At 61.1% G+C, this 24,365-nt stretch carries 19 protein-coding genes; 10 read left to right on the top strand and 9 right to left on the bottom strand.

What is annotated here, in order from left to right; translation table 11 throughout:
• Positions 1-48 precede the first annotated feature (48 nt).
• The 8 genes from ppsA (at position 49) to ABFB52_RS10220 (ending at position 8,212) form a co-directional block, all read left to right on the top strand.
• Positions 49-2,424 carry a phosphoenolpyruvate synthase gene (ppsA, locus tag ABFB52_RS10185; RefSeq protein WP_085747910.1) on the top strand — a complete coding sequence of 792 codons (2,376 nt, stop codon included), beginning with the start codon at positions 49-51 and terminating at the stop codon, positions 2,422-2,424.
• 98 nt (positions 2,425-2,522) lie between these two features.
• Entirely contained in the window at positions 2,523-3,512 is a 990-nt protein-coding gene (locus tag ABFB52_RS10190; protein WP_007951983.1) for an alpha/beta fold hydrolase, read from the top strand.
• A gap of 226 nt (positions 3,513-3,738) precedes the next feature.
• The gene (gene rraA / locus ABFB52_RS10195; RefSeq protein WP_007951984.1) at positions 3,739-4,230 is read left to right on the top strand and encodes a ribonuclease E activity regulator RraA; all 492 of its coding nucleotides are present in this window, start codon (positions 3,739-3,741) and stop codon (positions 4,228-4,230) included.
• 24 nt (positions 4,231-4,254) lie between these two features.
• Positions 4,255-5,250 (top strand): zinc transporter ZntB, encoded by a 996-nt coding sequence (locus ABFB52_RS10200; RefSeq protein ID WP_011333249.1) that lies wholly within the window; start codon positions 4,255-4,257, stop codon positions 5,248-5,250.
• Positions 5,251-5,313: 63 nt separating this feature from the next.
• Complete coding sequence (locus tag ABFB52_RS10205; protein WP_085700244.1) at positions 5,314-5,562, top strand: CrfX protein; 249 nt, start codon at positions 5,314-5,316, stop codon at positions 5,560-5,562.
• 2 nt (positions 5,563-5,564) lie between these two features.
• Positions 5,565-6,389, top strand: coding sequence for a mechanosensitive ion channel domain-containing protein (locus ABFB52_RS10210; RefSeq protein ID WP_007951987.1), 825 nt, complete (start codon positions 5,565-5,567; stop codon positions 6,387-6,389).
• A gap of 90 nt (positions 6,390-6,479) precedes the next feature.
• A complete protein-coding gene (gene sigX / locus ABFB52_RS10215) occupies positions 6,480-7,070 on the top strand; it encodes an RNA polymerase sigma factor SigX (RefSeq protein WP_011333251.1) in 591 nt (196 codons plus the stop codon).
• A 107-nt stretch (positions 7,071-7,177) separates the two neighbouring features.
• Positions 7,178-8,212 carry an OmpA family protein gene (locus ABFB52_RS10220; RefSeq protein WP_085747909.1) on the top strand — a complete coding sequence of 345 codons (1,035 nt, stop codon included), beginning with the start codon at positions 7,178-7,180 and terminating at the stop codon, positions 8,210-8,212.
• Positions 8,213-8,286: 74 nt separating this feature from the next.
• On the opposite strand, the gene cobA is transcribed toward ABFB52_RS10220, so the two are convergent.
• The 8 genes from cobA to ABFB52_RS10260 all read right to left on the bottom strand — a co-directional run bounded on the left by cobA (position 8,287) and on the right by ABFB52_RS10260 (position 19,966).
• Positions 8,287-9,039 (bottom strand): uroporphyrinogen-III C-methyltransferase, encoded by a 753-nt coding sequence (gene cobA / locus ABFB52_RS10225; RefSeq protein ID WP_129974110.1) that lies wholly within the window; start codon positions 9,037-9,039, stop codon positions 8,287-8,289.
• A 13-nt stretch (positions 9,040-9,052) separates the two neighbouring features.
• The gene (locus ABFB52_RS10230) at positions 9,053-11,767 is read right to left on the bottom strand and encodes a nitrate reductase (protein ID WP_129974111.1); all 2,715 of its coding nucleotides are present in this window, start codon (positions 11,765-11,767) and stop codon (positions 9,053-9,055) included.
• Positions 11,767-12,084: a nitrite reductase small subunit NirD gene (gene nirD, locus ABFB52_RS10235; RefSeq protein WP_007951992.1), complete on the bottom strand. Its 318-nt coding sequence runs from the start codon at positions 12,082-12,084 to the stop codon at positions 11,767-11,769. The genes ABFB52_RS10230 and nirD overlap by 1 nt, the downstream gene beginning before the upstream one ends.
• On the bottom strand, positions 12,081-14,534 hold the full coding sequence (nirB, locus tag ABFB52_RS10240; RefSeq protein WP_129974112.1) for a nitrite reductase large subunit NirB: 2,454 nt from the start codon (positions 14,532-14,534) through the stop codon (positions 12,081-12,083). The genes nirD and nirB overlap by 4 nt, the downstream gene beginning before the upstream one ends.
• A 309-nt stretch (positions 14,535-14,843) precedes the next feature.
• Complete coding sequence (locus ABFB52_RS10245) at positions 14,844-16,514, bottom strand: bifunctional protein-serine/threonine kinase/phosphatase (RefSeq protein ID WP_346836125.1); 1,671 nt, start codon at positions 16,512-16,514, stop codon at positions 14,844-14,846.
• 7 nt (positions 16,515-16,521) lie between these two features.
• Positions 16,522-17,733 carry a nitrate/nitrite transporter gene (locus ABFB52_RS10250; protein WP_007952035.1) on the bottom strand — a complete coding sequence of 404 codons (1,212 nt, stop codon included), beginning with the start codon at positions 17,731-17,733 and terminating at the stop codon, positions 16,522-16,524.
• 430 nt (positions 17,734-18,163) lie between these two features.
• Complete coding sequence (locus ABFB52_RS10255; RefSeq protein WP_129974345.1) at positions 18,164-18,739, bottom strand: ANTAR domain-containing protein; 576 nt, start codon at positions 18,737-18,739, stop codon at positions 18,164-18,166.
• Between the two features lie 15 nt (positions 18,740-18,754).
• The gene (locus ABFB52_RS10260; RefSeq protein ID WP_129974344.1) at positions 18,755-19,966 is read right to left on the bottom strand and encodes a CmpA/NrtA family ABC transporter substrate-binding protein; all 1,212 of its coding nucleotides are present in this window, start codon (positions 19,964-19,966) and stop codon (positions 18,755-18,757) included.
• Between the two features lie 222 nt (positions 19,967-20,188).
• Here ABFB52_RS10260 and ABFB52_RS10265 point away from each other — a divergent pair, with 222 nt between their 5' ends.
• Positions 20,189-21,208 (top strand): quinone-dependent dihydroorotate dehydrogenase, encoded by a 1,020-nt coding sequence (locus ABFB52_RS10265; protein WP_129974343.1) that lies wholly within the window; start codon positions 20,189-20,191, stop codon positions 21,206-21,208.
• Positions 21,209-21,346: 138 nt separating this feature from the next.
• On the opposite strand, the gene ABFB52_RS10270 is transcribed toward ABFB52_RS10265, so the two are convergent.
• On the bottom strand, positions 21,347-21,562 hold the full coding sequence (locus ABFB52_RS10270) for a ribosome modulation factor (protein ID WP_003223300.1): 216 nt from the start codon (positions 21,560-21,562) through the stop codon (positions 21,347-21,349).
• A 530-nt stretch (positions 21,563-22,092) separates the two neighbouring features.
• On the opposite strand from ABFB52_RS10270, the gene rlmKL reads away from it, so the two are divergent.
• On the top strand, positions 22,093-24,363 hold the full coding sequence (gene rlmKL / locus ABFB52_RS10275; RefSeq protein ID WP_085747903.1) for a bifunctional 23S rRNA (guanine(2069)-N(7))-methyltransferase RlmK/23S rRNA (guanine(2445)-N(2))-methyltransferase RlmL: 2,271 nt from the start codon (positions 22,093-22,095) through the stop codon (positions 24,361-24,363).
• Positions 24,364-24,365 lie beyond the last annotated feature (2 nt).

Genomic DNA, 24,365 nt, shown 5'->3' on the forward strand with positions numbered 1-24,365 from the left:
AGCCGCCGGTTTCTGAGCTTTTCCAACACAGTTAGTGGAGAGATCACCTTGGTAGAGTACGTAGTTTCCCTCGATAAGCTCGGCAAACACGATGTTGAGCATGTGGGGGGCAAGAACGCATCCCTGGGCGAGATGATCAGTAACCTGGCCGGTGCCGGTGTTTCGGTCCCCGGCGGCTTCGCCACCACGGCGCAAGCCTATCGCGACTTCCTGGAACTGAGCGGTCTGAACGATCAGATCCACAAGGCCCTCGATGCGCTGGACGTCGATGACGTCAATGCCTTGGCCAAGACCGGCGCCCAGATCCGCCAATGGATCATGGAAGCCGAATTCCCTGAAAAACTGAACACCGAGATCCGCACCGCGTTCGCCGCGCTGTCGGCCGGCAATCCTGACGTCGCCGTGGCCGTGCGTTCCTCCGCCACCGCCGAAGACTTGCCGGACGCTTCGTTCGCCGGTCAGCAGGAAACCTTCCTGAACATCCGTGGCGTGGAAAACGTCATCCGCGCGGCCAAGGAAGTGTTCGCTTCCCTGTTCAACGACCGTGCCATTTCCTACCGCGTGCACCAGGGCTTCGACCACAAACTGGTCGCCCTGTCCGCTGGCGTGCAGCGCATGGTGCGTTCGGAAACCGGTACTGCCGGCGTGATGTTCACCCTCGATACCGAATCCGGCTTCCGTGACGTGGTGTTCATCACCGGCGCCTACGGCCTGGGCGAAACCGTCGTACAAGGCGCGGTGAACCCGGACGAATTCTATGTCCACAAGGGCACGCTGGCAGCCGGTCGCCCGGCGATCCTGCGTCGCAACCTGGGCAGCAAGGCCATCAAGATGATCTACGGCGACGAGGCCAAGGCCGGTCGTTCCGTGAAAACCGTTGATGTCGACAAGGCCGAACGCGCGCGTTTCTGCCTGACCGACGCTGAAGTCAGCGAGCTGGCCAAGCAGGCGATGATCATCGAGAAGCACTATGGCTGCCCGATGGACATCGAGTGGGCCAAAGACGGTGACGACGGCAAGCTGTACATCGTGCAGGCCCGTCCGGAAACCGTGAAGAGCCGCACCCAGGCCAACGTCATGGAACGTTACCTGTTGAAAGAAACCGGCACCGTGCTGGTGGAAGGCCGTGCCATTGGCCAGCGCATCGGCGCCGGCAAGGTGCGGATCATCAAGGACGTCTCCGAGATGGACAAGGTTCAGCCGGGCGACGTACTGGTCTCCGACATGACCGACCCGGACTGGGAACCGGTCATGAAGCGCGCCAGCGCCATCGTCACCAACCGTGGCGGCCGTACCTGCCACGCGGCGATCATTGCTCGTGAGCTGGGTATTCCTGCTGTTGTCGGTTGCGGCAACGCCACCCAACTGCTGAAGGATGGCCAGGGCGTGACCGTGTCCTGTGCCGAAGGCGACACCGGTTACATCTTCGAAGGCGAACTGGGTTTCGACATCAAGAAGAACTCCGTCGACGCCATGCCGGAGCTGCCGTTCAAGATCATGATGAACGTCGGCAACCCGGACCGCGCCTTCGACTTCGCGCAACTGCCGAACGCCGGTGTGGGCCTGGCCCGTCTGGAATTCATCATCAACCGCATGATCGGTGTTCACCCGAAAGCGCTGTTGAACTACGACGGCCTGCCACAGGACATCAAGGAAAGCGTCGACAAGCGCATCGCCGGTTACGACGATCCGGTCGGCTTCTATGTCGAGAAGCTGGTTGAAGGCATCAGCACCCTGGCCGCTGCGTTCGCACCGAAGAAGGTCATCGTGCGTCTGTCGGACTTCAAGTCCAACGAGTACGCCAACCTGATCGGCGGCAAACTCTACGAGCCGGAAGAAGAAAACCCGATGCTGGGCTTCCGTGGCGCGTCGCGTTACATCAGCGAATCGTTCCGTGACTGCTTCGAACTCGAGTGCCGTGCGCTGAAACGCGTACGCAACGAGATGGGCCTGACCAACGTCGAAATCATGGTGCCGTTCGTCCGTACCCTCGGCGAAGCCAGCCAGGTTGTGGATCTGCTGGCCGAGAATGGCCTCAAGCGTGGCGAAAACGGTCTGCGCGTGATCATGATGTGCGAACTGCCATCCAACGCGATCCTGGCTGAAGAGTTCCTCGAATTCTTCGACGGTTTCTCGATCGGCTCCAACGACCTGACTCAGCTGACACTGGGTCTGGACCGTGACTCCGGGATCATTGCGCACCTGTTCGACGAGCGTAATCCGGCGGTCAAGAAGCTGTTGGCCAACGCGATTGCTGCGTGCAACAAGGCCGGCAAGTACATCGGCATCTGCGGTCAGGGTCCTTCGGACCACCCTGACCTGGCCAAGTGGCTGATGGAGCAGGGCATCGAAAGCGTGTCGCTGAACCCGGACACCGTGCTGGAAACCTGGTTCTTCCTTGCCGAAGGCCAGGCGGCGGAATAAGCCGTGAATGAAGCTCCGGCCCGTTGAACCGGGTCGGGGCTTTAAGATTGAAGTAGGGCGAGCTCTCCGGATGCCGCCCTTTTTTGTGCAAGAGCATTATGCAAAGCAGCAGCAACCTATTTCCTGTCGCCCTGATCAGCGCCGAACGACGCGGTGATCTGAGCGAAGACGTTTACCGTTTGAAACCGGGCAACAGCCCTGACTGGTCCGTGGAAATCGCGGTGACCCGTCTCGGCATGGCGGATGAGCCGGCGTCGCGCGGCGTGCCGGTGATCTTGCTGCACGGCAGTTTCTCCAACCGGCGCTTCTGGTTTTCGCCGAAGGGCCTGGGCCTGGGCGCGTATTTGACGCGGCTGGGCTTCGATGTGTGGATCCCGGAAATGCGCGGTCACGGTCTGTCCCAGCGCAACGAGGACTACCGCCGCAACCGCGTCGCCGACTATGCCCGTTACGATCTGCCGGCCATCGCCGCGTTCGTCCGGGAGCAGAGCGGGCAGATTCCGCACTGGATCGGCCACTCGCTGGGTGGCATCACGTTGGCGGCCGCGCTGGGCGGCGAATACCTAGGTGAGCCGGCGGTGGCCTCGGCGGCGTTTTTCGGCACCCAGGTCAGCCGCACGTACTGGCCGCTGAAAATTCCGCCGGTGGAGTGGAGCGGGCGCTTCATTCTCAAGCGTTTTGCCCAATTGTCTGGTTCGCGGCTCAAGCGCGGCCCCGAGGACGAGCCGATCGGCCTGGCGCTGGAAAGCATGCGCTGGTATGGACTGTTCGGCCGTTTCGGCGACAAGGACAAGGATTGGTGGGCGGGCCTTGCCGATGTGCAGGTGCCGGTGCTGGCAGTGAGCGCGGCGGGCGATCATCAGGATCCGGCCTGGGCGTGCCAGAAACTGTTCGAACAGATCGGCTCCGAGCACAAGCAGTTCATCAACCTGGGCCGTGAACAGGGTTTCAACGATCAGTTCGGGCATGTCGAGATGCTGGTCAGCAAGGCAGCGCAGGCTGAGGTCTGGCCGCTGGTGGCGCGTTGGCTGGCGGATCAGCACACGCCATTGCTTGGCGAGAAGCCGGATCTGGCGGCAGCGGTCTGAACGCGGCGCCCTGAAAAGGGCATTTCGTTCGAGTCGGCTTGCGGCTAAGATATGACGCATTGGACGGTTCTGGTCATATTTAGTGACTGTTTCGCTATTACGTTTCAGCTTGTGTTCAGGTTCGTTCAGCGACCATGACATGGGCTAAGGTAAACAACGACCGCCGGGACTCGTTTCAAAAGAGTGCGACATCCTTGATCGTCTTCCTTGTTACAGGAGTTATTCGATGAACCATTACCTTACGCCTGACCTGTGCGACGCCTATCCGGAGCTGGTTCAGGTGCTGGACCCGATGTTCAGCAATTTCGGCGGCCGTGATTCGTTCGGCGGCGAGATCGTGACCATCAAGTGCTTCGAAGACAACTCGCTGGTCAAGGAACAGGTCGAGCTCAAGGGTAATGGCAAGGTGCTGGTGGTGGACGGTGGCGGTTCCCTGCGCCGTGCGCTGCTGGGCGACATGCTCGCCGAGAAAGCCTCGAAAAACGGTTGGGAAGGGCTGGTCATCTACGGCTGCATTCGTGATGTGGACGTCATCGCCCAGACCGATCTTGGCGTGCAGGCCCTGGCCAGCCACCCGATGAAAACCGACAAGCGCGGTATCGGCGACCTCAACGTGCCGGTGACGTTTGCGGGTGTCACTTTCCATCCCGGCCAGTACATCTATGCGGACAACAATGGCGTGATCATCTCGCCAAGTCCGCTGAAAATGCCTGAATAAATCGCGGTAACCACAGGGGTGAGGATGTTCGAGGAAGAAAACGCGCAATGGGGGCTGGTGCATGCCCTGGTGCTGGACGGTAAAGGCGGTGCGCGTTCGATAGCCCGAACTGATCTCGACGATCTGCAGCTGCAGGCTCATGAAAGCTTGTGGCTGCATTGGGATCGCAGTCACCCGCAGACCCAGACCTGGCTGCGCAAATCCAGTGGGCTCAACGAGTTCACCTGCGATCTGCTGCTGGAAGAAAACACCCGACCACGCCTGTTGCCGCTGCCGGATTCCGAGCTGCTGTTGTTTTTGCGCGGGGTCAACCTCAACCCGGGTGCCGAGCCGGAAGACATGGTGTCGGTGCGGATTTTCGCTTCGGCCCAGCGGGTGATTTCCCTGCGTTTGCGTCCATTGCGCGCCACCGATGAGTTGCTGGTGATGCTGGGCGAGGGCAAGGGGCCGAAAACCTCGTCCGAACTGATGCTCTATCTGGCGCAATTCCTCACCAACAAGGTGCAGGATCTGGTGACTTGCCTCTCCGAAGTGGTCGATGAAGAGGAAGAAAAACTGGATGCCGACGAACGGTATACCCCCGAGCATGGTGCCATTTTGCACATCCGTCGCCGGGCTGCCGGGCTGAAGCGTTTTCTGGCACCGCAGCGGGATATTTTCGGACAGCTGACGCGGATAAAACTGCCGTGGTTCGTCGATGACGATGCCGACTACTGGAACGAATTGAACAACAGCCTGACCCGTTATCTCGAAGAGCTCGAATTGACCCGAGAGCGCGTGGGGCTTGTGCTGGAGGCTGAAGACCGGCGCTTGAGCGTGCACATGAATCGCACGATGTACCGCTTCGGGATCATCACCTGCATCTTTTTGCCGATGAGTTTTATTACCGGTCTGCTGGGCATCAATGTCGGCGGCATTCCGTTCTCGAGCAGCCCTTATGGTTTCCTGATCGCCTGTCTGACGGTGCTCGCCCTGGCGTTCGGACAATGGTGGTTGTTTCGCCGTTTGCGCTGGGTATGAAGATGCGCCATGTGACCCGACCAAATTTGCCCGCGTCTTTCACAGACATCACGAGAGGTGCGTATGCACGATCCGTTTGAACAGTCTTTGCGCGACATGCTCAACGCCTCGCCGTCCGGTCGCGACGACGATGCCTGCCTGGGCCGCGTACTCAAAACCGCCAACCGCCAGGTTGGCGCCGGCGATCTGTTCAGCCTGCTGGGCCGCTGGCTGCCCGCGCTGATGATCGCCCTGAATAACGGCTCGGCCCATGTCGCGCCGGTCTCCCGTCTCCGTAAACCTACCGCTCGCACTGCTGATAAGGCTGATTGAATATGGAACTTGATCTCTGGACTCAGAGCCTCGTCACTGCAATGACTGCGTTGTGGACCAAAGTCGCTAACTTCATTCCGAACCTGTTCGGCGCACTGGTTGTGCTGCTGTTGGGTTTTGTCGTCGCCAAGCTGCTGGACACCTTGCTGTCCAAATTGCTGGCCAAACTGGGCCTCGATCGCCTGATGGGCGGCACCGGCCTGACCAAATTGATGTCCCGTGCGGGGCTGCAAGTGCCGATCTCGACGTTGATCGGCAAAATCGTGTATTGGTTCGTTCTGCTGATTTTTCTTGTTTCGGCAGCAGAATCCCTTGGACTTGAGCGAGTTTCAGCTACGCTTGACATGCTCGCGCTGTATTTGCCAAAAGTGTTCGGCGCGGCGCTGGTGTTGCTGGTGGGTGTCCTTCTTGCGCAACTGGCCAATGGCCTGGTTCGCGGGGCGGCAGAAGGCGTAGGCCTGGACTACGCTTCAGGACTTGGGCGAATTGCCCAGGGCCTGGTGATCATCATCAGCATTTCGGTCGCGATCAGTCAGCTGGAGGTCAAGACCGACCTGCTGAACCATGTGATCGTTATCGTATTGATTACCGTTGGTCTGGCGGTTGCGCTGGCCATGGGTTTGGGAAGCCGGGAAATTGCCGGTCAGATTCTTGCGGGAATCTATGTGCGTGAGTTGTATCAGGTTGGGCAACAAGTGCGTATTGGCGAGGTCGAAGGCCAGATCGAAGAGATCGGCACGGTTAAGACCACATTGCTGACCGATGAGGGTGAGCTAGTCTCTCTCTCCAATCGGATCCTGCTGGAGCAGCATGTGAGTAGCCGCTAACCCGGCAAACCCTGCTAATGTATGCCGCCGCAAAATGCCAGCTGTCGCTGGCTGCGGTGGACATTGACCTGACTGTCGGCACGACTTGTTTTGAATAAAGCCCAAACGCTATCCACGCGCTACGACCCCCGCGAGCTCTCTGATGAGGAGTTGGTCGCGCGCTCGCATACCGAGCTTTTTCACGTGACGCGCGCGTATGAAGAATTGATGCGGCGTTACCAGCGGACATTATTTAACGTTTGTGCGCGATATCTCGGGAACGATCGCGACGCGGACGATGTCTGTCAGGAGGTGATGTTGAAGGTGCTGTACGGCCTGAAGAACTTCGAGGGGAAATCGAAGTTCAAGACATGGCTATATAGCATCACGTACAACGAATGCATCACACAGTATCGGAAGGAACGGCGAAAGCGTCGCTTGATGGACGCACTGAGTCTTGACCCCCTCGAGGAAGCGTCCGAAGAAAAGGCGCCGAAACCCGAGGAGAAGGGCGGACTGGATCGCTGGCTGGTGTATGTGAACCCGATTGACCGGGAAATTCTGGTGCTACGATTTGTCGCAGAGCTGGAGTTCCAGGAGATCGCAGACATCATGCACATGGGTTTGAGTGCGACAAAAATGCGTTACAAACGCGCTCTTGATAAATTGCGTGAGAAATTTGCAGGCATTGCTGAAACTTAGTTCGGCGCAAATATCTCTTACGTGTAGGCAAGTTCTGATAGACTTGCCGCCGAGTTGTCCCCCGGTTTGCGGGACTGCTTCACAATCACCAGATGGGGATTTAACGGATGAAACTGAAAAACACCTTGGGCTTGGCCATTGGTTCTTTGATTGCCGCCACTTCTTTCGGCGCTCTGGCACAAGGCCAAGGCGCAGTTGAAATCGAAGGCTTCGCAAAGAAAGAACAATTCGACAGCGCTCGTAACTTCAAGAACAACGGCAACCTGTTCGGCGGCTCGGTCGGTTACTTCCTGACCGACGACGTTGAACTGCGTCTGGGCTACGACGAAGTGCACAACGTGCGTTCCGACGACGGTCGTAACATCAAGGGCGCCAACACCGCTCTGGATGCTCTGTACCACTTCAACAACCCAGGCGACATGCTGCGTCCATACGTCTCGGCTGGTTTCTCCGATCAGAGCATCGGTCAGAACGGCACTGGCGGTCGTAACCGCTCTACCTTCGCCAACGTTGGCGGCGGTGCCAAGCTGTACTTCACCGAGAACTTCTACGCCCGTGCTGGCGTTGAAGCTCAATACAACATCGACCAGGGCGACACCGAGTGGGCTCCTAGCGTCGGTATCGGTGTGAACTTCGGTGGCGGCTCCAAGCCAGCTGCTGCTCCAGTTCCAGCTCCGGCTGAAGTCTGCTCCGACAGCGACAACGACGGCGTTTGCGACAACGTTGACAAGTGCCCGGACACCCCAGCCAACGTAACTGTTGACGCTGATGGCTGCCCAGCAGTTGCTGAAGTTGTTCGTGTTGAGCTGGACGTGAAGTTTGACTTCGACAAGTCGGTTGTTAAGCCAAACAGCTACGGCGACATCAAAAACCTGGCTGACTTCATGAAGCAGTACCCATCGACTCGCACCACTGTTGAAGGTCACACTGACTCCGTCGGTCCTGACGCTTACAACCAGAAACTGTCCGAGCGTCGTGCAAACGCCGTTAAGCAAGTTCTGACCAACCAGTACGGTGTTGAATCGTCCCGCGTTGACTCTGTTGGCTACGGCGAAACCCGTCCAGTTGCTGACAACAAAACTGAAGCTGGCCGTGCTGTTAACCGTCGCGTAGAAGCGCAGGTTGAAGCTCAAGCTAAGTAATTAGCTGCCGCTCCGAGAAAAGCCCGGCTTAGGCCGGGCTTTTCTTTGCCTGCGATTTGGTGAAACCGGGATTGTCAGGCCAGGCGATCAGCTGGCCAGCTAATCGAGTCGAACTGGGTCACAGCCGCGGCGACGGCACCTATGACCAGAATCGCAGGACTCTTGAGCTGGAAACCAAGGGCATCGTCTTCCATGGCTGTCAGCTTGCTGCGACATTCGCGCTGCTCTGGCAACGAGGCATTCTCGATCATCGCCACCGGCGTATCCGCTGCCATACCGCCCGCCAGCAGTTGCTCGCGAATCTCGCCGAGCTTCGCCACTCCCATGTAAATCACCAGCGTCGTCCCGCCTTGCGCCAGCGCCCGCCAGTTCAACTGACTGTCGTCCTGGGTATGAGCCGTGACCAGCGTCACGCCCCGGGCCACGCCGCGTAACGTCAGCGGAATATCACACTGGGTCGCGCCGGCCAGTCCGGCGGTGATGCCATTGACCAGCTCCACATCGACCCCGCGCTCGCGCAACCACTGAGCTTCCTCACCCCCACGCCCGAAAATGCACGGATCGCCGCCCTTGAGCCGCACTACGCATTTGCCCTGACGCGCATAACGCAGCATCAGCCGATGGATGAACGCCTGGGGCGTCGAGCGGCAGCCGCCGCGTTTGCCGACCGCGATAATCCGCGCAGCAGGGCAGTGCTCAAGTACCGCCTCATTGACCAGATCGTCGATCAGCACCACCTCGGCTTCGCGCAAGGCACGCACTGCTTTGAGCGTCAGCAGTTCAGGATCACCGGGGCCCGCGCCCACCAGCCAGACTTTCGCGTTCATGGTGTTTTCCTCTTCAGATGACGGCGACCGGACGCACTTCGGCGGCCAGCAAACGCTTGATTTCCGGGACGCAGGAGCCGCATTGCGTCCCGCACCCCAACTTGTTTTTCAAACCCTGCAGATCCAGACCTTCACGGATACCGGCGCAGACCGCGCTGTGGCTGACGTTCTTGCAGTTGCACAAGGTTTTGTCCGCCACAACCTGCGCGCCGGTATTGCCCGGCGGCGCACTCATCGGTGCCAGCAGCCAGCGCCGCAGTTGTTCGTCGGCACGACCCTCCAGCCACAGGCCTTGCAACCAGTGTTGGGCAAGGGTTTCACCGGCCAGACGGATCGCGGTGATTCGTCCGTTTTCAATCCGTACCCGTTTGCCGATGGCGCGGCGAGGATCGTCATAGGCCAGCACCGGCCCGTCGATCAGGGCCAGGCACTGGTCGATTTCACGCAGCAATTGCGGCTCCGGCGCCACGGCGCTGGCTGCGCGTATCAGCAGCGCAGGCCGTTCACGTCCGACAAGGCTGAGACTTGCGTAGGAAAACGCCTCACAGAGCGGTCGAAGCGCCTCGAAATGCCGTTGAACATCGCCCTCGATCAGTGCGAACAGTTGCCAGGGCAAATTCACCGGTTCCAGCCGTACACCGCTGTGCTTGAGTTCCGGCTGTTTCGACAAAGGATCGAAGGCGGGCAGGGTCAAGCTATTCACGCCGCCCTTGAGGAAACGATCGCCCCAGTGCATCGGCAGGAACGCCTGGCCCGGACGCACGCTGTCATCGCTGGCGACCGCCACAATCACTGCGCCCCGACGACTTTTCAGATTCACCAGATCCCCCGGCTGCAAGCGGTGGCGGCGCACCTCGTCCGGGTGCAGGCTCAACACTGCTTCGCTGACATGACCGAATAGCTGCGCTGCGGTACCGGTGCGGCTCATACCGTGCCATTGATCACGCAGGCGGCCGGTGATCAGGGTCAGTGGAAAGCGCGCGTCGCGTTGTTCCTTGGCGGCGCGATAGGGATCGGCAACGAACTGCGCGCGCCCGTTCGGCGTAGGAAAGATTCCGTCGCCATACAGCCGGGCTGTACCTTGGCGAGCGCCAGCGGGAAAGGGCCATTGCTGTGGCCCCAGTTCATCAATCAACCCATGGCTGATCCCGGACAAATCCAGATCGCGACCCCGGGTCAGTTGTTTGTACTCATCAAACAACTGTGTCGGTTGCTCGAAGGCAAACAGGCCAGACTGCTGCGGGCGCAGACGTTTCTCCAGGCGTTGTGCGAAATCTACGGTGATCGCCCAGTCCGGTCGTGCTTCACCCGGTGCGGCAATGGCCTGGCGGACGTGGGAAATCCGCCGTTCGGAGTTGGTTACCGAGCCTTCCTTCTCGCCCCAACTGGCCGCCGGCAACAGCAGATCGGCAAACGCCGCGGTTTCGGTGGTGCGAAACGCCTCCTGCAACACCACGAACGGACAAGTCTCCAGCGCGGCGCGCACGGCGTTCTGATCCGGCATCGATTGTGCGGGGTTGGTACAGGCAATCCACAACGCCTTGATCTTGCCGTTGCGCACCTGTTCAAACAGTTCGATGGCGCTGAGACCGGTATTCTCCGGCAGCTTATCCACACCCCAATACGCCGCCACTTCGGCGCGATGCTCTGGATTGGCGACTTCACGGTGACCGGGCAACAGATTGGAAAGGCTGCCGGTTTCGCGCCCGCCCATGGCATTTGGCTGACCGGTCAAAGAGAAAGGTCCTGCACCCGGCCGGCCGATTTGCCCGGTGGCCAGGTGCAGATTGATCAGCGCACTGTTCTTCGCGCTGCCAGCGGTGGACTGGTTCAGGCCCATGCACCACAGCGACAGAAAACTCGGCGCGGTGCCGATCCATTCCGCACATTGCTGCAACTGCTCGACGCTGATTCCGCACAACTGCGACACCATGGCCGGCGTGTAATCGCGTACCAGGCTTTTCAGCTCGGCGAGCCCGTCGGTGTGCGCCTTGATGAAGTCGCGGTCGATCCAGTCTTCCCACAACAGCAGATGCAAAATCCCATGGAACAACGCGACATCGGTGCCCGGCAGAATCGCCAGATGCAGGTCCGCCAGATCGCAGGTGTCGGTGCGCCGTGGATCAATAACGACGACTTTCATCTGCGGGCGGTGGGATTTGGCTTCTTCGAGGCGGCGAAAAAGTACCGGGTGGGCGTAGGCCATGTTACTGCCGACGATCACCACGCAATCGCTCAACTCCAGGTCTTCGTAGCTGCACGGCGGTGCGTCGGCGCCGAGGCTGCGTTTGTAGCCGACCACCGCCGAAGACATGCACAGCCGCGAATTGCTGTCGATGTTGTTGGTGCCGACCAGCGCCCGTGCCAGTTTGTTGAAGGCGTAGTAATCCTCGGTCAGCAACTGCCCGGAGATGTAGAACGCCACGCTGTCCGGGCCGTGTTCGGCGATGGTGTCGGCGAACACGTTGGTGGCGTGATCCAGCGCGGTGTCCCAGTCGCAACGACTGCGCGCCAGGCCTTTGCCCAAGCGCAATTCCGGATACAACGCCCGGGCCGCCAGGTCGCCAGTCAGGTGCAGGGTCGAGCCTTTGCTGCACAGTTTGCCGAAGTTGGCCGGATGCGCCGGATCGCCGCTGACGCCGAGGATGCGCTCGCCGTCATGCTCGATCAGCACGCCGCAGCCGACCCCGCAGTAGCAGCAGGTCGAGGCGGTCGTCTGGCGGTTCATCAGACGGCGTCCCGCAGGGCCAGTTGCACACGGCCGTTCTCGACCCGGGCCGGGTGATGGTGAGCGCAACCGACGTCCGGTGCCTGGGCTTCGCCGGATTGCAGGTCGATCTGCCAGTTGTGCAGCGGGCAGGCGACACGTTTGCCGTAGATCAGGCCTTGGGACAATGGGCCGCCCTTGTGCGGGCAGCGGTCATCGAGTGCGAAAACTTCGTCGTCGCTTGTGCGAAAGATCGCAATGTCACCTTTGGGCCCGGCAATGATCCGCGAACCGAGGGCATTGATCTCTTCCAGGGCACAGATATCGAGCCAGTTCATGCCGGCACCTCCAGGTTTTTAACGGGGATCACGTCGAATTCTTTCTTCAGTTGTGGCTGGGCGAGGCGCTCTTTCCACGGATCCTGTTCGAACGACAGGGAGAATTGCAGGCGCTCGTTCAGGGCCTTGCGGCGCTCGGGATCTTCCAGCACGGCTTTTTTGATGTGCTCCATGCCGACCCGTTGCAGGTAGTGCACGGTACGTTCGAGGTAGAAGGCTTCCTCACGGTACAACTGCAGGAACGCGCCGTTGTACTCGCGCACCTCCTCGGCGGTCTTGAGCTTGACGAAGAACTCGGCGACTTCGGTCTTGATCCCGCCGTTGCCGCCGATGTACATCTCCCAGCCGGAATCGACGCCGATGATTCCTACGTCCTTGATCCCCGCTTCCGAACAGTTGCGTGGGCATCCGGAGACCGCCAGTTTCACTTTGTGCGGCGACCACATGTTGAACAGATCGTGCTCGAGGTCGATGCCCAACTGGGTCGAATTCTGCGTGCCGAAGCGGCAGAACTCGCTGCCGACGCAGGTTTTCACGGTGCGGATCGATTTGCCGTAGGCGTGGCCGGACGGCATGTCGAGGTCTTTCCACACACCGGGCAGATCCTGTTTCTTGATCCCCAGCAGGTCGATGCGCTGGCCGCCGGTGACCTTGACCATCGGCACCTGATATTTGTCCGCCACGTCGGCGATACGCCGCAGTTCCGACGGGTTGGTCACGCCGCCCCACATCCGTGGCACCACCGAATAAGTGCCGTCCTTCTGAATGTTGGCGTGGGCCCGTTCGTTGATCAGGCGCGACTGCGGATCGTCCTTGGCTTCGCCGGGCCAGGTGGAAATCAGGTAATAGTTGAGGGCCGGGCGGCAGGTAGCGCAGCCGTTCGGGGTGCGCCAGTTGAGGTAGCTCATGGTGCCGGCGATGGTCAGCAAATGCTGTTCGCGAATCGCCTGGCGAATCTGGCCGTGGTTGAGGTCGCTGCAACCGCAGATGGCTTTTTCGCTTTTCGGTTTGACGTCCGCCGCGCCGCCGACGGTGTTGATCAGGATCTGCTCGACCAGCCCGGCGCAGGAGCCGCAGGAGCTGGCAGCCTTGGTGTGTTTCTTCACTTCGTCGACGCTGAACAGGCCATGTTCCTGAATGGCCTTGACGATGGTGCCCTTGCACACGCCGTTGCAGCCGCAGACTTCGGCGTTGTCGGCCATGCTCATGGCTTTGTCCTGGCCCTGATGTCCTACATCGCCAAGTGCATTTTCTCCAAACATCAGGTGATCGCGGATCTCGCCGATGGCGTGATTCTCACGAATCTGCCGGAAATACCAACCGCCATCTGCCGTATCGCCGTACAGACAGGCGCCGACCAGCACGTCATCCTTGATCACCAGTTTTTTGTACACACCGCCGATCGGGTCGGAGAGGGTGATGGTTTCGGTGCCTTCGCCGCCCATGAAGTCGCCAGCGGAAAACAGATCAATGCCGGTGACTTTCAATTTGGTCGACGTCACCGAGCCCTGATAACGGGCGAAGCCCAGTTGCGCCAGGTGGTTGGCGCAGACCTTGGCCTGTTCGAACAGCGGCGCCACCAGGCCGTAGGCGATGCCACGATGGCTGGCGCACTCACCGATGGCATAGATGCGCGGGTCGTAGGTTTGCAGGGTGTCGTTGACCAGGATCCCGCGATTGCACGGGATACCGGCCTTTTCTGCCAGTTCAGTGTTGGGGCGGATCCCGGCGGCCATGACCACCAGATCGGCGGGGATGATGTCGCCGTTCCTGAATTGCACCGAGCCGACGCGACCATTGCCGGCGTCATGCAGGGCCTGGGTCTGTTCGCACAGGCGAAAGTGCAGGCCACGGGATTCGAGGGCGGTTTGCAGGAGTTGGCCGCTGGTCTTGTCCAGTTGCCGCTCCAGCAGCCACTCACCGAGGTGCACCACGGTGACGTGCATGCCGCGCAGCATCAGGCCGTTGGCGGCCTCGAGGCCGAGCAGGCCGCCGCCGATCACCACGGCGTGCTTGTGAGTTTTTGCGGTGTCGATCATGGCCTGGGTGTCGGCGATGTCGCGGTAGCCGATCACACCCTGCAAGGTGTTGCCGGGGATCGGCAGGATGAACGGGGTCGAGCCGGTGGCGATCAGCAAGCGGTCGTACTCGGCCTCGGTGCCGTCCTCGGCGATCACCCGGCGTTTGACCCGGTCGATCTCCACCACTTTGCGGTTGAGCAGCAGTTTGATGTTGTTTTCCAGGTACCAGTCGAGGTCGTTGAGCACGATTTCTTCGAAGGTTTGTTCGCCGGCCAGTACCGGCGACAACAGGATGCGGTTGTAGTTGGTGTGCGGTTCGGCGCCGAAGACCGTGATGTCGTACAGCTCGTTGCTCAGCTTGAGCAGTTCTTCCAGGGTGCGGACCCCGGCCATGCCATTGCCGATCATCACCAGTTTGAGTTTTTTCATCAGGTTCTCCGGGAGCATCGGGCTTGCCTCTTGTGGGCAGTCAGGCCTTGCTCGACAAAAATGGCGCAAACAAAAAAGGCGTCCCGCCAGTTACCTAGCGAGGACGCCTTTGTCCTTGTCCCGTTCTCTCGGGAAGCCTGGCCTTCGTCGTTGAAGGTCGGGCTTTATGTCAGTTGGAAACGTTAATGCAGTGGTTGTGCCAAGTTGCGCTGAGCCGCGATTTCACTGGGGTAATGCTGGAAATGGCCAGATGTTCGATGTGGTTTTTGCACTGAATGGAAGCGGCACGCCCGTTAATGGAGCGCCACATCAGCCATGAAACAACAGGAACAGCAGGACCAGATTGCCCAGCAGTGCCAGTAACGCCAGTGTCCGCCAGACCTTCAACGGCTCACGTTCCAGCAAGGGACGAGGGCGCACACTCAGGCTGCGGCGCTCACCTTGCTCCAGAATCAGCAGCCATTCCTCGGCGGTTTCATAGCGTTGCAAAGGATCGGCCGCCACACCGTGTTCCAGACACTGCGCCAGCCACTCCGGCAGATCCGGGCGATAACGCCCGGCACTCACCGGCACCCCGAAACGCGGGCGCTGGAACGCTTCGATCTCGCCGTAGGGAAAATGCCCGGTGAGCAAGAAATACAAGGTCACGCCCACCGCATACAGATCCTGTTGTGCGCTGGGTACTGCGCTTTGAAAGGCTTCCGGTGCGATGTAGCTCGGGGTTCCGGGCAAGGTCGACGGTGCGTCCTGCGACAGACCGGGACAATACGCCAGACCGAAATCCAGCAGGCGCAACTCGCCGTCGTCCCCCAGGTGCAGGTTTTCCGGTTTGATGTCGCGGTGCAGGATCTGCCGTCGATGCAACAGGCCGACAGCCCGCAGCAGGCGTTCGGCCAGATCCTGCCACTGAGCCAGTGGCAGCGGGCCGCTTTGTGCGAACAACTGCGCCAGGGTCGTCCCTGAATATTCACGCATCACGTAGTACAAATGCTGACGCTGGCCGGCGCTATGGACTTCAGGAAAGTGCCGCCCGGCGACGCGTTTGAGAAACCATTCCTCCGCCAGCAAGGCCTGACCGGCCTGAGCATCGTCTGCCAGTTGTGCAGGCAACGTCTTCAACAGCCACGCCTGGCCCTGACCATCGAGCACGCGATACAGCAACGATTGCTGGCTCCGGCTTATAACCTCTTGAACCCGCCAGCCTTCAAAGTCCTGACCCGGTTTCAGCGGCGGGGGCAGCGGCCACTGCTGCAAATGGATCAGCGCGTCGCCGAGGCTGGCCTCGCCGACGGCATCCACTCGCACCAACAGCGCGCTGGCGTTGTCCTGACTGCCGGCCAGATGCGCGGCGTTGACCAACGTTAGCGCGGCACTGTTCAGATCCGGTTGATCGCGCAGGATTCCGGCGATGGCGGTATCGCCGAGCGCCGCCCACACGCCATCACTGAGCAGCACGAAACATTCGCCGTCACGCAGTTCGCCATCGAGAAAATCCAGCACCAGATGCTGATCCAGTCCCAGTGCCCGCTTGAGCACATGCTGCATGCCCGGTTGATCCCAGACGTGATCTTCGCTGATCCGCTGCAAGGTCTCGGCGTGCCAGCGATAGACCCGGCAATCGCCTACGTGGGCCAAGGTAAATCGCCGGCCGCGCAGTACCAGCGCACTGACCGTGGTGAGCAACGGCTGTCCGCCACCGTTGGCCTGCAACCAGCGGTTTTGTGCGAGCAGCAGACGATCGAGGGCCTGGGCCACGCTCCAGGTTTCCGGGGTAGCGTAGTAGTCCAGCGCCAGCGCCTGCAAGGTCGAACGCGCGGCCAGCCCGCCATCGGCGCACTGGCTGACGCCGTCGGCGATGGCGAACAGGAAACCCTTGCTGGCAGCCAGCGCCGGGGCGGGGGTCACCAGGCGCAAAGCGTCCTGATTTTCCGCGCGGGGGCCGGTGGCGCTGGCTTCGGCAAAGCTCAGTTGCAGAGCCATTCGGGCTTCAGACCCGGGCAGCGGTCACGGCCGCCGAACCCCAAGTGGTTCTCCAGCGACGTTTGACCCCGTGCAGGCCGAACCACGCCAGCACGCCAAGGCTGGCGAACAACCACAGCGCCAGCTGATAGCTGCCGGTGCTCTGTTTGATCGCGCCCATGCCTGCCGCCAGGGCAAAACCGCCAATGCCGCCGGCCATGCCGATCAGCCCGGTCATCACGCCGATTTCGCGACGGAAACGTTGCGGTACCAGTTGGAACACCGCGCCATTACCCGCGCCGAGACCGAGCATGGTGCAGACGAAAAGTGCCAGCGCCGCGTAGGAACTTGGCAGGTTGAAGCCGACCGCCGCGATGCAGACGGCGGCTACCGTGTACATCGCCAGCAGGGTGCGGATACCGCCGAACCGGTCCGCCAGCGCGCCACCCAGCGGACGCATCAGGCTGCCACCGAACACGCAGGCCGCGGTGTAGTAACCGGCGGTCACCGGGCTCAAACCGTATTGATCGTTGAAGTAGCCGGGCAGGGCGCTGGCCAGGCCGATGAAGCCGCCGAAGGTGACGCTGTAGAAAAACATGAACCACCAGCTGTCGCGATCGCCCAGGGCCTTGAAGTAGTCGGCCATGGACTTGGCTTTCGGCCGCTCCGGCGCGTTTTTCGCCAGCCAGGCGAACAGCACCAGGGTCAGGATCAGCGGAATCAGGGCGAAACCGAACACATTGCTCCAGCCGAACGCCGCCGCCAGCACCGGGGCGATCAGTGCCGCGAACACAGTCCCGGAATTGCCGGCCCCGGCGATGCCCATCGCCTTGCCCTGATGCTCTGGCGGATACCACTGCGAGGCCAGCGGCAGGGCCACGGCGAACGAGGCGCCGGCCATGCCGAGGAACAAACCGAGCAGCAGGGCCTGTTCGTAACTGTGGATGCCAAGCTTCCAGGCGCCGAACAGTGCGCAGATCACGATCACCTGGCCGATCAGCCCGGCGGTTTTCGGCGACAGGCGATCGGCGAGCATGCCCATCGCAAAGCGCAGCACCGCGCCGGCCAGAATCGGCGTGGCCACCACGAGGCCGCGCTGTTGGGTGGTCAGGTGCAGGTCGGCGGCAATCTGCACCGCCAGCGGGCCGAGCAGGTACCAGACCATGAAGCTCAGGTCGAAATACAAGAAGGCCGCGAACAGGGTCGGGGTGTGGCCGGATTTCCAGAAGCTTTTATTCATCGCGCACCTCAGCTGTTAAGAATCTCGAGAAGGAGTCACAAGCCAGCAAGTGGAGCGCCGCCACGGCCGCACCACCGGCCCCGGGCTGTGGGGCCAAAACGCAAAAACGCCGCTACCCGGATCGCCGAAAGGGGCGAAGAAGGTGAGCGACGTCTTTGTCGTAGGTGGGGCAACCGCCGTTGGTTACCTGTAGGGATTGCTTAGCGAGATTTGTGCCAAGTCAAAATCAAAAGCCCCTCACCCTAGCCCTCTCCCGGAGGGAGAGGGGACTGATCGGGGGATATTCGAGAGATACGCCGACGTGAACGATCGGCTTTGAATCCATAATCGACTGGGTTTTTCAGGTCGATGTATGACGCAAGACACTGCGGTCGGTTCCCTCTCCCTCCGGGCGGTCCGACGTTTCGGGAGGGTTAGGGTGAGGGGCTTTTCAGCCGAGCAACTCGCTCATGGCAATGATCTGCTCCGCCACCTGAATCAGTTTCTGCTGGCGGCTCATGGCCTGGCGGCGCATCAGGGTGTAGGCCTCTTCTTCGTTGCAGTCCTTCATTTCCATCAACAGGCCCTTGGCCAGTTCGATTCGTTTGCGCTCGGCCAGTTGCTGGTCGCGGGCCTGAAGCTGGGCGCGCAAGGCCTGATCGCTCTCGAAGCGGGCCATGGCCACGTCGAGAATCGGCTGCAGGCGTTGTGCGTGAATGCCTTCGACGATGTAGGCACTGACCCCGGACTTGATCGCCTGACGCATCACGCCGGGGTCATGTTCGTCGGTGAACATCACGATCGGCCGTGGCTGGTCGCGGCTGACCAGCACCACTTGCTCCATCACATCGCGGCTCGGTGACTCGGTATCGATCAGGATCACGTCCGGACGCACCGTTTCGACGCGCGCCGGCAGGTCGATGGTCAGACCCGACTCGTCGATCACCTCGAAACCGGCCTCGGTCAGCGCGGCTTTCAGGCGTCCGACTTTTTTCGCGGTGTCGTTGATCAGCAGAATGCGCAGCATGTTCGCGGTCTCCTGTCAGCGTTGGGCGAAAAGGGGCGCGCTGTCGCTCAGCGCGTGGAGCTTGAAGCTTCGGGCGTAGGCGGCCGGGTCGCTGCCGTCCCAGATTTTGCCGTCGATCAACTGGCTGCTGCGCATGTCCTTGCCCCAGGCTGCGACGCCCACAGCAGTCGCCGCGTCGCGATAGATCTCCAGTTGCTGCACCTGACGGGCGACGGCGAGGTAATCCGGGTCATCGCGCAGCAAACCCCAACGGCGGAACTGGGTCATGAACCACATGCCATCCGACAGGTACGGCAGATTCACCGCGCCATCGCCGTGAAAGCGCAGGGCGTGCGGATCCTGCCAGCGATTGCCGAGGCCATCGTCGTAGTTGCCGAAAAAGCGCGGTTCGATGCAGGACACCGGGGCGTCGAGGTACTCGCTGGCGCTGAGAAGTTGCGCGGTGCTGCGGCGGTTTTCCGGGCTTTCTTCGATAAAACGGCTGGCTTCGAGGACCGCCATCACCAGCGCGCGGGCGGTGTTGGGGTATTGCTCGACGAAGGCGCGGGTGCAGCCGAGGACTTTTTCCGGGTGATCGGGCCAGATGGTCTGGCTGGTCGCCAGCGTGAAACCGAGATCCTGCTGCACGGCGCTGGCCGCCCACGGCTCGCCAACGCAGAGGCCATCAATACGCCCGGCCTGCAGGTGCGCGACCATTTGCGGTGGCGGCACCACCACGCTGTCGACATCCTGCAACGGATGAATGCCCTGGCTCGCCAGCCAGTAATACAGCCACATGGCATGGGTGCCGGTCGGAAAGGTCTGGGCGAAGGTCAGTTTTGCGCGGGTTTGGTGCACATGGTGGTGCAGCGCTTCAGGACCGGTCACGCCCAGGCCCTGCAAACCGTGGGACAGGTTGAGGCTCTGACCGTTCTGGTTCAGGCCCATCAGCACCGCCATGTCGGTCGGCGCGACACCGCCGATGCCCAAGTGCACCGCGTAGATCAGACCGTAAAGGCTGTGGGCGGCATCGAGTTCGCCACTGACCAGATTGTCCCGCAGGTTGGCCCAGGAACTCTGGCGCTTGAGGTTCAGGGTCAGGCCGTAAGGCTGGGCAAAGCCCTGAGTAGCCGCGACCACCAGCGAGGCGCAGTCGCTCAGGGCCATGAAGCCGAGGTTGATCGCGCTTTTTTCCGGGGCATCGCTGCCGTTGACCCAGGCCAGCGGCCCGGCGGAGGTTTGAGTCATGAAAGCCACCCTCAAAAAAAACGTCGTCCCAGGCTTTGCCCGCGCAAAACCGAGAGACGACGCCATTGTCCTTGCCTGCACGCCACCATTGGCCTGCGGGCTGATGCCGAGGAAGGTGCAAGGCATATGCCATGCGCACGGATTTACCCGTGCGCCTCGCGCGGCGGGGCGATGCCCGGCTATAATCGCCGCCTCTTTTCGCCGCCCGAGTCATAGCCGCCCATGTACACCCTGGCCCGTCAGCTGTTGTTCAAACTTTCCCCGGAAACCTCCCACGATCTGTCGCTGGATCTGATCGGCGCGGGCGGGCGTTTGGGCATCAACGGCTTGCTGTGCAAGGCCCCGGCGTCGCTGCCGGTGACCGTCATGGGCCTGGAGTTCCCGAACCCTGTCGGTCTGGCGGCCGGTCTGGACAAGAACGGCGCGGCCATCGACGGCTTCGCGCAGCTGGGGTTCGGTTTTGTCGAAATCGGCACCGTGACCCCGCGCCCGCAGCCGGGCAACCCGAAACCACGGATTTTCCGTCTGCCGGAAGCCGAGGCGATCATCAACCGCATGGGTTTCAACAACCTCGGTGTGGATAACCTGCTGGCGCGGGTGGCGGCGGCCAAATACAAGGGCGTGCTGGGGATCAACATCGGCAAGAACTTCGACACCCCGGTCGAGCGCGCGGTAGACGACTACCTGATCTGCCTGGACAAGGTCTACGCCCACGCCAGCTACGTCACGGTCAACGTCAGTTCGCCGAACACCCCGGGCCTGCGCAGCCTGCAATTTGGCGACTCACTCAAGCAATTGTTGGCGGATCTGGCCACGCGCCGCGCTGAACTGGCCCTGCGCCATGGCAAACATGTACCGCTGGCGATCAAGATCGCGCCGGACATGACCGACGAAGAAACCGCGCAGGTTGCGCAAGCACTGATCGAAACCGGGATGGACGCGGTGATTGCCACCAACACCACCCTCAGCCGCGTGGGCGTCGAAGGCATGGAACATGGTGACGAGGCGGGCGGTCTGTCCGGCGCGCCGGTGCGTGAGAAGAGCACTCACACCGTGAAAGTGCTGGCGTCCGAGCTGGGCGGCAAGCTGCCGATCATCGCGGCGGGCGGTATCACCGAAGGCAAGCATGCGGCGGAGAAGATCGCTGCCGGCGCGAGCCTGGTGCAGATCTACTCCGGCTTCATCTATAAGGGCCCGGCGCTGATCCGCGAGTCCGTGGACGCGATCGCCGCCAAGCGCTGATCGACGGAAATAAAAGGCAGGCATAAAAAAGGGCTCCTCGAAGGAGCCCCTGGGCCGTAGCCCGCCGTCCGGGAAGGACGTGCATGGTGATCAGGTTGTTACGAAATCAGATTGTCGTGTCGGAATAAGTGCCCTGTGTCAGCCGACGGCGTGAAGTTCGTTGAGTCTGTGGATTCCCGCAGTGCCGGTCATACCGTCCCAGTTGTCGCCGCGTCCTTCTCGCCAGCCGTTGATCCAGGCTTGACGTACCGACGGTAGAGTAAATGGGCAAAGCTCACGGGATTTGCCACCAACGCCATATTGATATCCGCGCAAAAATGCTCTTTCCAACGGATCACGCTTAAGTCTTCTCATAGGGTGTTTCCCTCACTTGTTGACTGTTTTTGTCGCGTCGACCTCAATTGAGGTCTGGCAGAAAAACTCTGCCGTTGGCGGCTCGCTGCCGGCGTGGCGAGCCAAGGTGTTGACGCCGTTGCGACGTCAACCTGTGTCCAGTTCTAACCAATGAGTCACATCGATGGAATGACCGTTTTGTCATAAGGACGTAACGAAAAAGATGCTATGGCCATAAGTAACCGCGTATTTATCCAGCGTCTATTGGCCAAACCCCGGTATGATCGGCCCCGCGCTGGATGATGAGGTTAATCCTTTAGTGAGAATGACCCACGTTTACGCTGGGGTACTATTCGACGAAGGGTTGCTTTGAGTCATTTTGTTGCTTCAACTTTTTTATCTGTCCCGGCATCTAAGCTCTTTTAACCCGAGCAGCGGGGATGGAACGGCACACCTTCGTGCCACGCGGGCGCTCTTGTAGAAAAGCGCCTGATTGAAAACCGGATCGGCAATGCGTTGCCGGTTCATTAGCCAAAGGCTCTGGAAAAACCATGTCCGACCGTTTCGAACTCTTCCTCACTTGCCCCAAAGGCCTTGAAGGCCTGCTCATCGAGGAAGCCGTCGGGCTTGGCCTTGAAGAGGCCCGCGAACACACCTCCGCCGTGCGTGGTATGGCGACCATGGAAACCGCTTATCGCCTGTGCCTCTGGTCGCGTCTGGCCAACCGGGTGCTGCTGGTGCTCAAGCGTTTCCCGATGAAAAACGCGGAAGACCTGTACCACGGTGTACTCGACGTCGACTGGCAGGATCACATGCTGGCCGATGGCACCCTGGCCGTGGAATTCAGCGGCCACGGTTCGGGCATCGACAACACCCACTTCGGCGCCCTGAAGGTCAAGGACGCCATCGTCGACAAACTGCGCACCCCGCAGGGCGACCGCCCAAGCATCGACAAGCTCAACCCGGATCTGCGCATTCACCTGCGCCTGGATCGCGGCGAAGCGATTCTGTCCCTCGACCTTTCCGGCCACAGCCTGCACCAGCGCGGCTATCGCTTGCAGCAGGGCGCCGCGCCGCTGAAGGAAAACCTCGCGGCCGCGATCCTGATCCGGTCCGGCTGGCCGCGCATCGCCGCCGAAGGTGGCGCGCTGGCTGACCCGATGTGCGGTGTCGGCACGTTCCTGGTCGAAGCCGGCATGATCGCCGCGGACATGGCGCCGAACCTGCGTCGCGAGCAGTGGGGCTTCACCGCCTGGCTCGGCCACGTGCCGGCGCTGTGGAAAAAGCTGCATGAAGAAGCGGTCGAGCGTGCTGCTGCCGGTCTGGCCAAGCCGCCGCTGTGGATTCGTGGTTATGAAGCCGACCCACGCCTGATTCAGCCGGGCCGCAACAACGTCGAACGCGCCGGCCTGAGCGAGTGGATCAAGATCTATCAGGGCGAAGTGGCGACCTTCGAGCCGCGTCCGGACCAGAACCAGAAAGGCCTGGTCATCTGCAACCCGCCGTACGGCGAGCGTCTGGGTGATGAAGCCAGCCTGTTGTACCTCTACCAGAATCTTGGCGAGCGTCTGCGTCAGGCCTGCCTGAACTGGGAAGCGGCGGTGTTCACCGGCGCGCCGGACCTGGGCAAGCGCATGGGCATCCGCAGCCACAAACAGTATTCGTTCTGGAACGGCGCGCTGCCGTGCAAGCTGTTGTTGATCAAAGTCCTGCCGGATCAGTTCGTCACTGGCGAGCGTCGTACCCCGGAGCAGCGTCAGGCCGAACGCGAGCAGGCTGCTTACGATCAGACGCCGAACGAGCCGCAAGAGCGCAAGTTCAACAAGAACGGCAACCCGATCAAACCGACGCCGGCCCCGGCGCCAGTGATTGAGCAACCGCGCCTGAGCGAAGGCGGGCAGATGTTTGCCAACCGCCTGCAAAAGAACCTCAAGGCCATGAGCAAGTGGGTCAAGCGCGAAGGCATCGATTGCTACCGCGTCTACGATGCGGACATGCCGGAATACGCCATGGCCATCGACCTGTACCACGACTGGGTGCACGTTCAGGAATACGCCGCGCCGAAGTCGATCGACCCGGAAAAGGCCTCGATCCGCATGTTCGATGCGCTGGCGGCCATCCCGCAGGCGCTGAACATCGACAAGAGCCGCGTGGTGGTCAAACGCCGCGAGCGTCAGAGCGGCACCAAGCAGTACGAGCGTCAGGCGGCTCAGGGCAAGTTCAATGAAGTGACCGAGGGCGGCGTGAAGTTGCTGGTCAACCTCACCGACTACCTCGACACCGGGCTGTTCCTCGACCACCGGCCAATGCGCATGCGGATCCAGAAAGAGGCCGCCGGCAAGCGCTTCCTCAACCTGTTCTGCTACACCGCAACCGCCAGCGTGCACGCAGCCAAGGGCGGCGCGCGCAGCACCACCAGCGTCGACCTGTCGAAAACCTACCTCGACTGGGCGCGCCGCAACCTGTCGCTCAACGGTTTCTCCGACAAGAACCGTCTGGAGCAGGGCGATGTAATGGCGTGGCTGGAGAATTCCCGCGACGAATACGACCTGATCTTCATCGATCCGCCGACGTTCTCCAACTCCAAGCGCATGGAAGGCATCTTCGACGTGCAGCGTGACCAGGTGCAGTTGATCGACCTGGCCATGGCCCGACTGGCGAGCGGTGGGGTGTTGTACTTCTCCAACAACTTCCGCAAGTTCCAGCTCGAAGACAACCTGGCCGAGCGTTACGCGGTCGAGGAAATCACCGCCAGCACCATCGACCCGGATTTCGCCCGTAACGGCAAGATCCACCGCGCCTGGAAAATCACGGCTCGTTGACG

The organism is Pseudomonas sp. 9.2(2024) (genome assembly GCF_039695385.1).
In the GTDB taxonomy this organism is placed as follows: domain Bacteria; phylum Pseudomonadota; class Gammaproteobacteria; order Pseudomonadales; family Pseudomonadaceae; genus Aquipseudomonas; species Aquipseudomonas paraglycinae.

Coding starts and splice junctions, on each gene's coding strand:
- ABFB52_RS10190 (WP_007951983.1), top strand. CDS start 2,523: ATGCAAAGCAGCAGCAACCTATTTCCTGTCGCCCTGATCAGCGCCGAA.
- rraA (WP_007951984.1), top strand. CDS start 3,739: ATGAACCATTACCTTACGCCTGACCTGTGCGACGCCTATCCGGAGCTG.
- ABFB52_RS10200 (WP_011333249.1), top strand. CDS start 4,255: ATGTTCGAGGAAGAAAACGCGCAATGGGGGCTGGTGCATGCCCTGGTG.
- ABFB52_RS10205 (WP_085700244.1), top strand. CDS start 5,314: ATGCACGATCCGTTTGAACAGTCTTTGCGCGACATGCTCAACGCCTCG.
- ABFB52_RS10210 (WP_007951987.1), top strand. CDS start 5,565: ATGGAACTTGATCTCTGGACTCAGAGCCTCGTCACTGCAATGACTGCG.
- ABFB52_RS10220 (WP_085747909.1), top strand. CDS start 7,178: ATGAAACTGAAAAACACCTTGGGCTTGGCCATTGGTTCTTTGATTGCC.
- cobA (WP_129974110.1), bottom strand. CDS start 9,039: ATGAACGCGAAAGTCTGGCTGGTGGGCGCGGGCCCCGGTGATCCTGAA.
- ABFB52_RS10230 (WP_129974111.1), bottom strand. CDS start 11,767: ATGAACCGCCAGACGACCGCCTCGACCTGCTGCTACTGCGGGGTCGGC.
- nirD (WP_007951992.1), bottom strand. CDS start 12,084: ATGAACTGGCTCGATATCTGTGCCCTGGAAGAGATCAATGCCCTCGGT.
- nirB (WP_129974112.1), bottom strand. CDS start 14,534: ATGAAAAAACTCAAACTGGTGATGATCGGCAATGGCATGGCCGGGGTC.
- ABFB52_RS10245 (WP_346836125.1), bottom strand. CDS start 16,514: ATGGCTCTGCAACTGAGCTTTGCCGAAGCCAGCGCCACCGGCCCCCGC.
- ABFB52_RS10250 (WP_007952035.1), bottom strand. CDS start 17,733: ATGAATAAAAGCTTCTGGAAATCCGGCCACACCCCGACCCTGTTCGCG.
- ABFB52_RS10255 (WP_129974345.1), bottom strand. CDS start 18,739: ATGCTGCGCATTCTGCTGATCAACGACACCGCGAAAAAAGTCGGACGC.
- ABFB52_RS10260 (WP_129974344.1), bottom strand. CDS start 19,966: ATGACTCAAACCTCCGCCGGGCCGCTGGCCTGGGTCAACGGCAGCGAT.
- ABFB52_RS10265 (WP_129974343.1), top strand. CDS start 20,189: ATGTACACCCTGGCCCGTCAGCTGTTGTTCAAACTTTCCCCGGAAACC.
- ABFB52_RS10270 (WP_003223300.1), bottom strand. CDS start 21,562: ATGAGAAGACTTAAGCGTGATCCGTTGGAAAGAGCATTTTTGCGCGGA.
- rlmKL (WP_085747903.1), top strand. CDS start 22,093: ATGTCCGACCGTTTCGAACTCTTCCTCACTTGCCCCAAAGGCCTTGAA.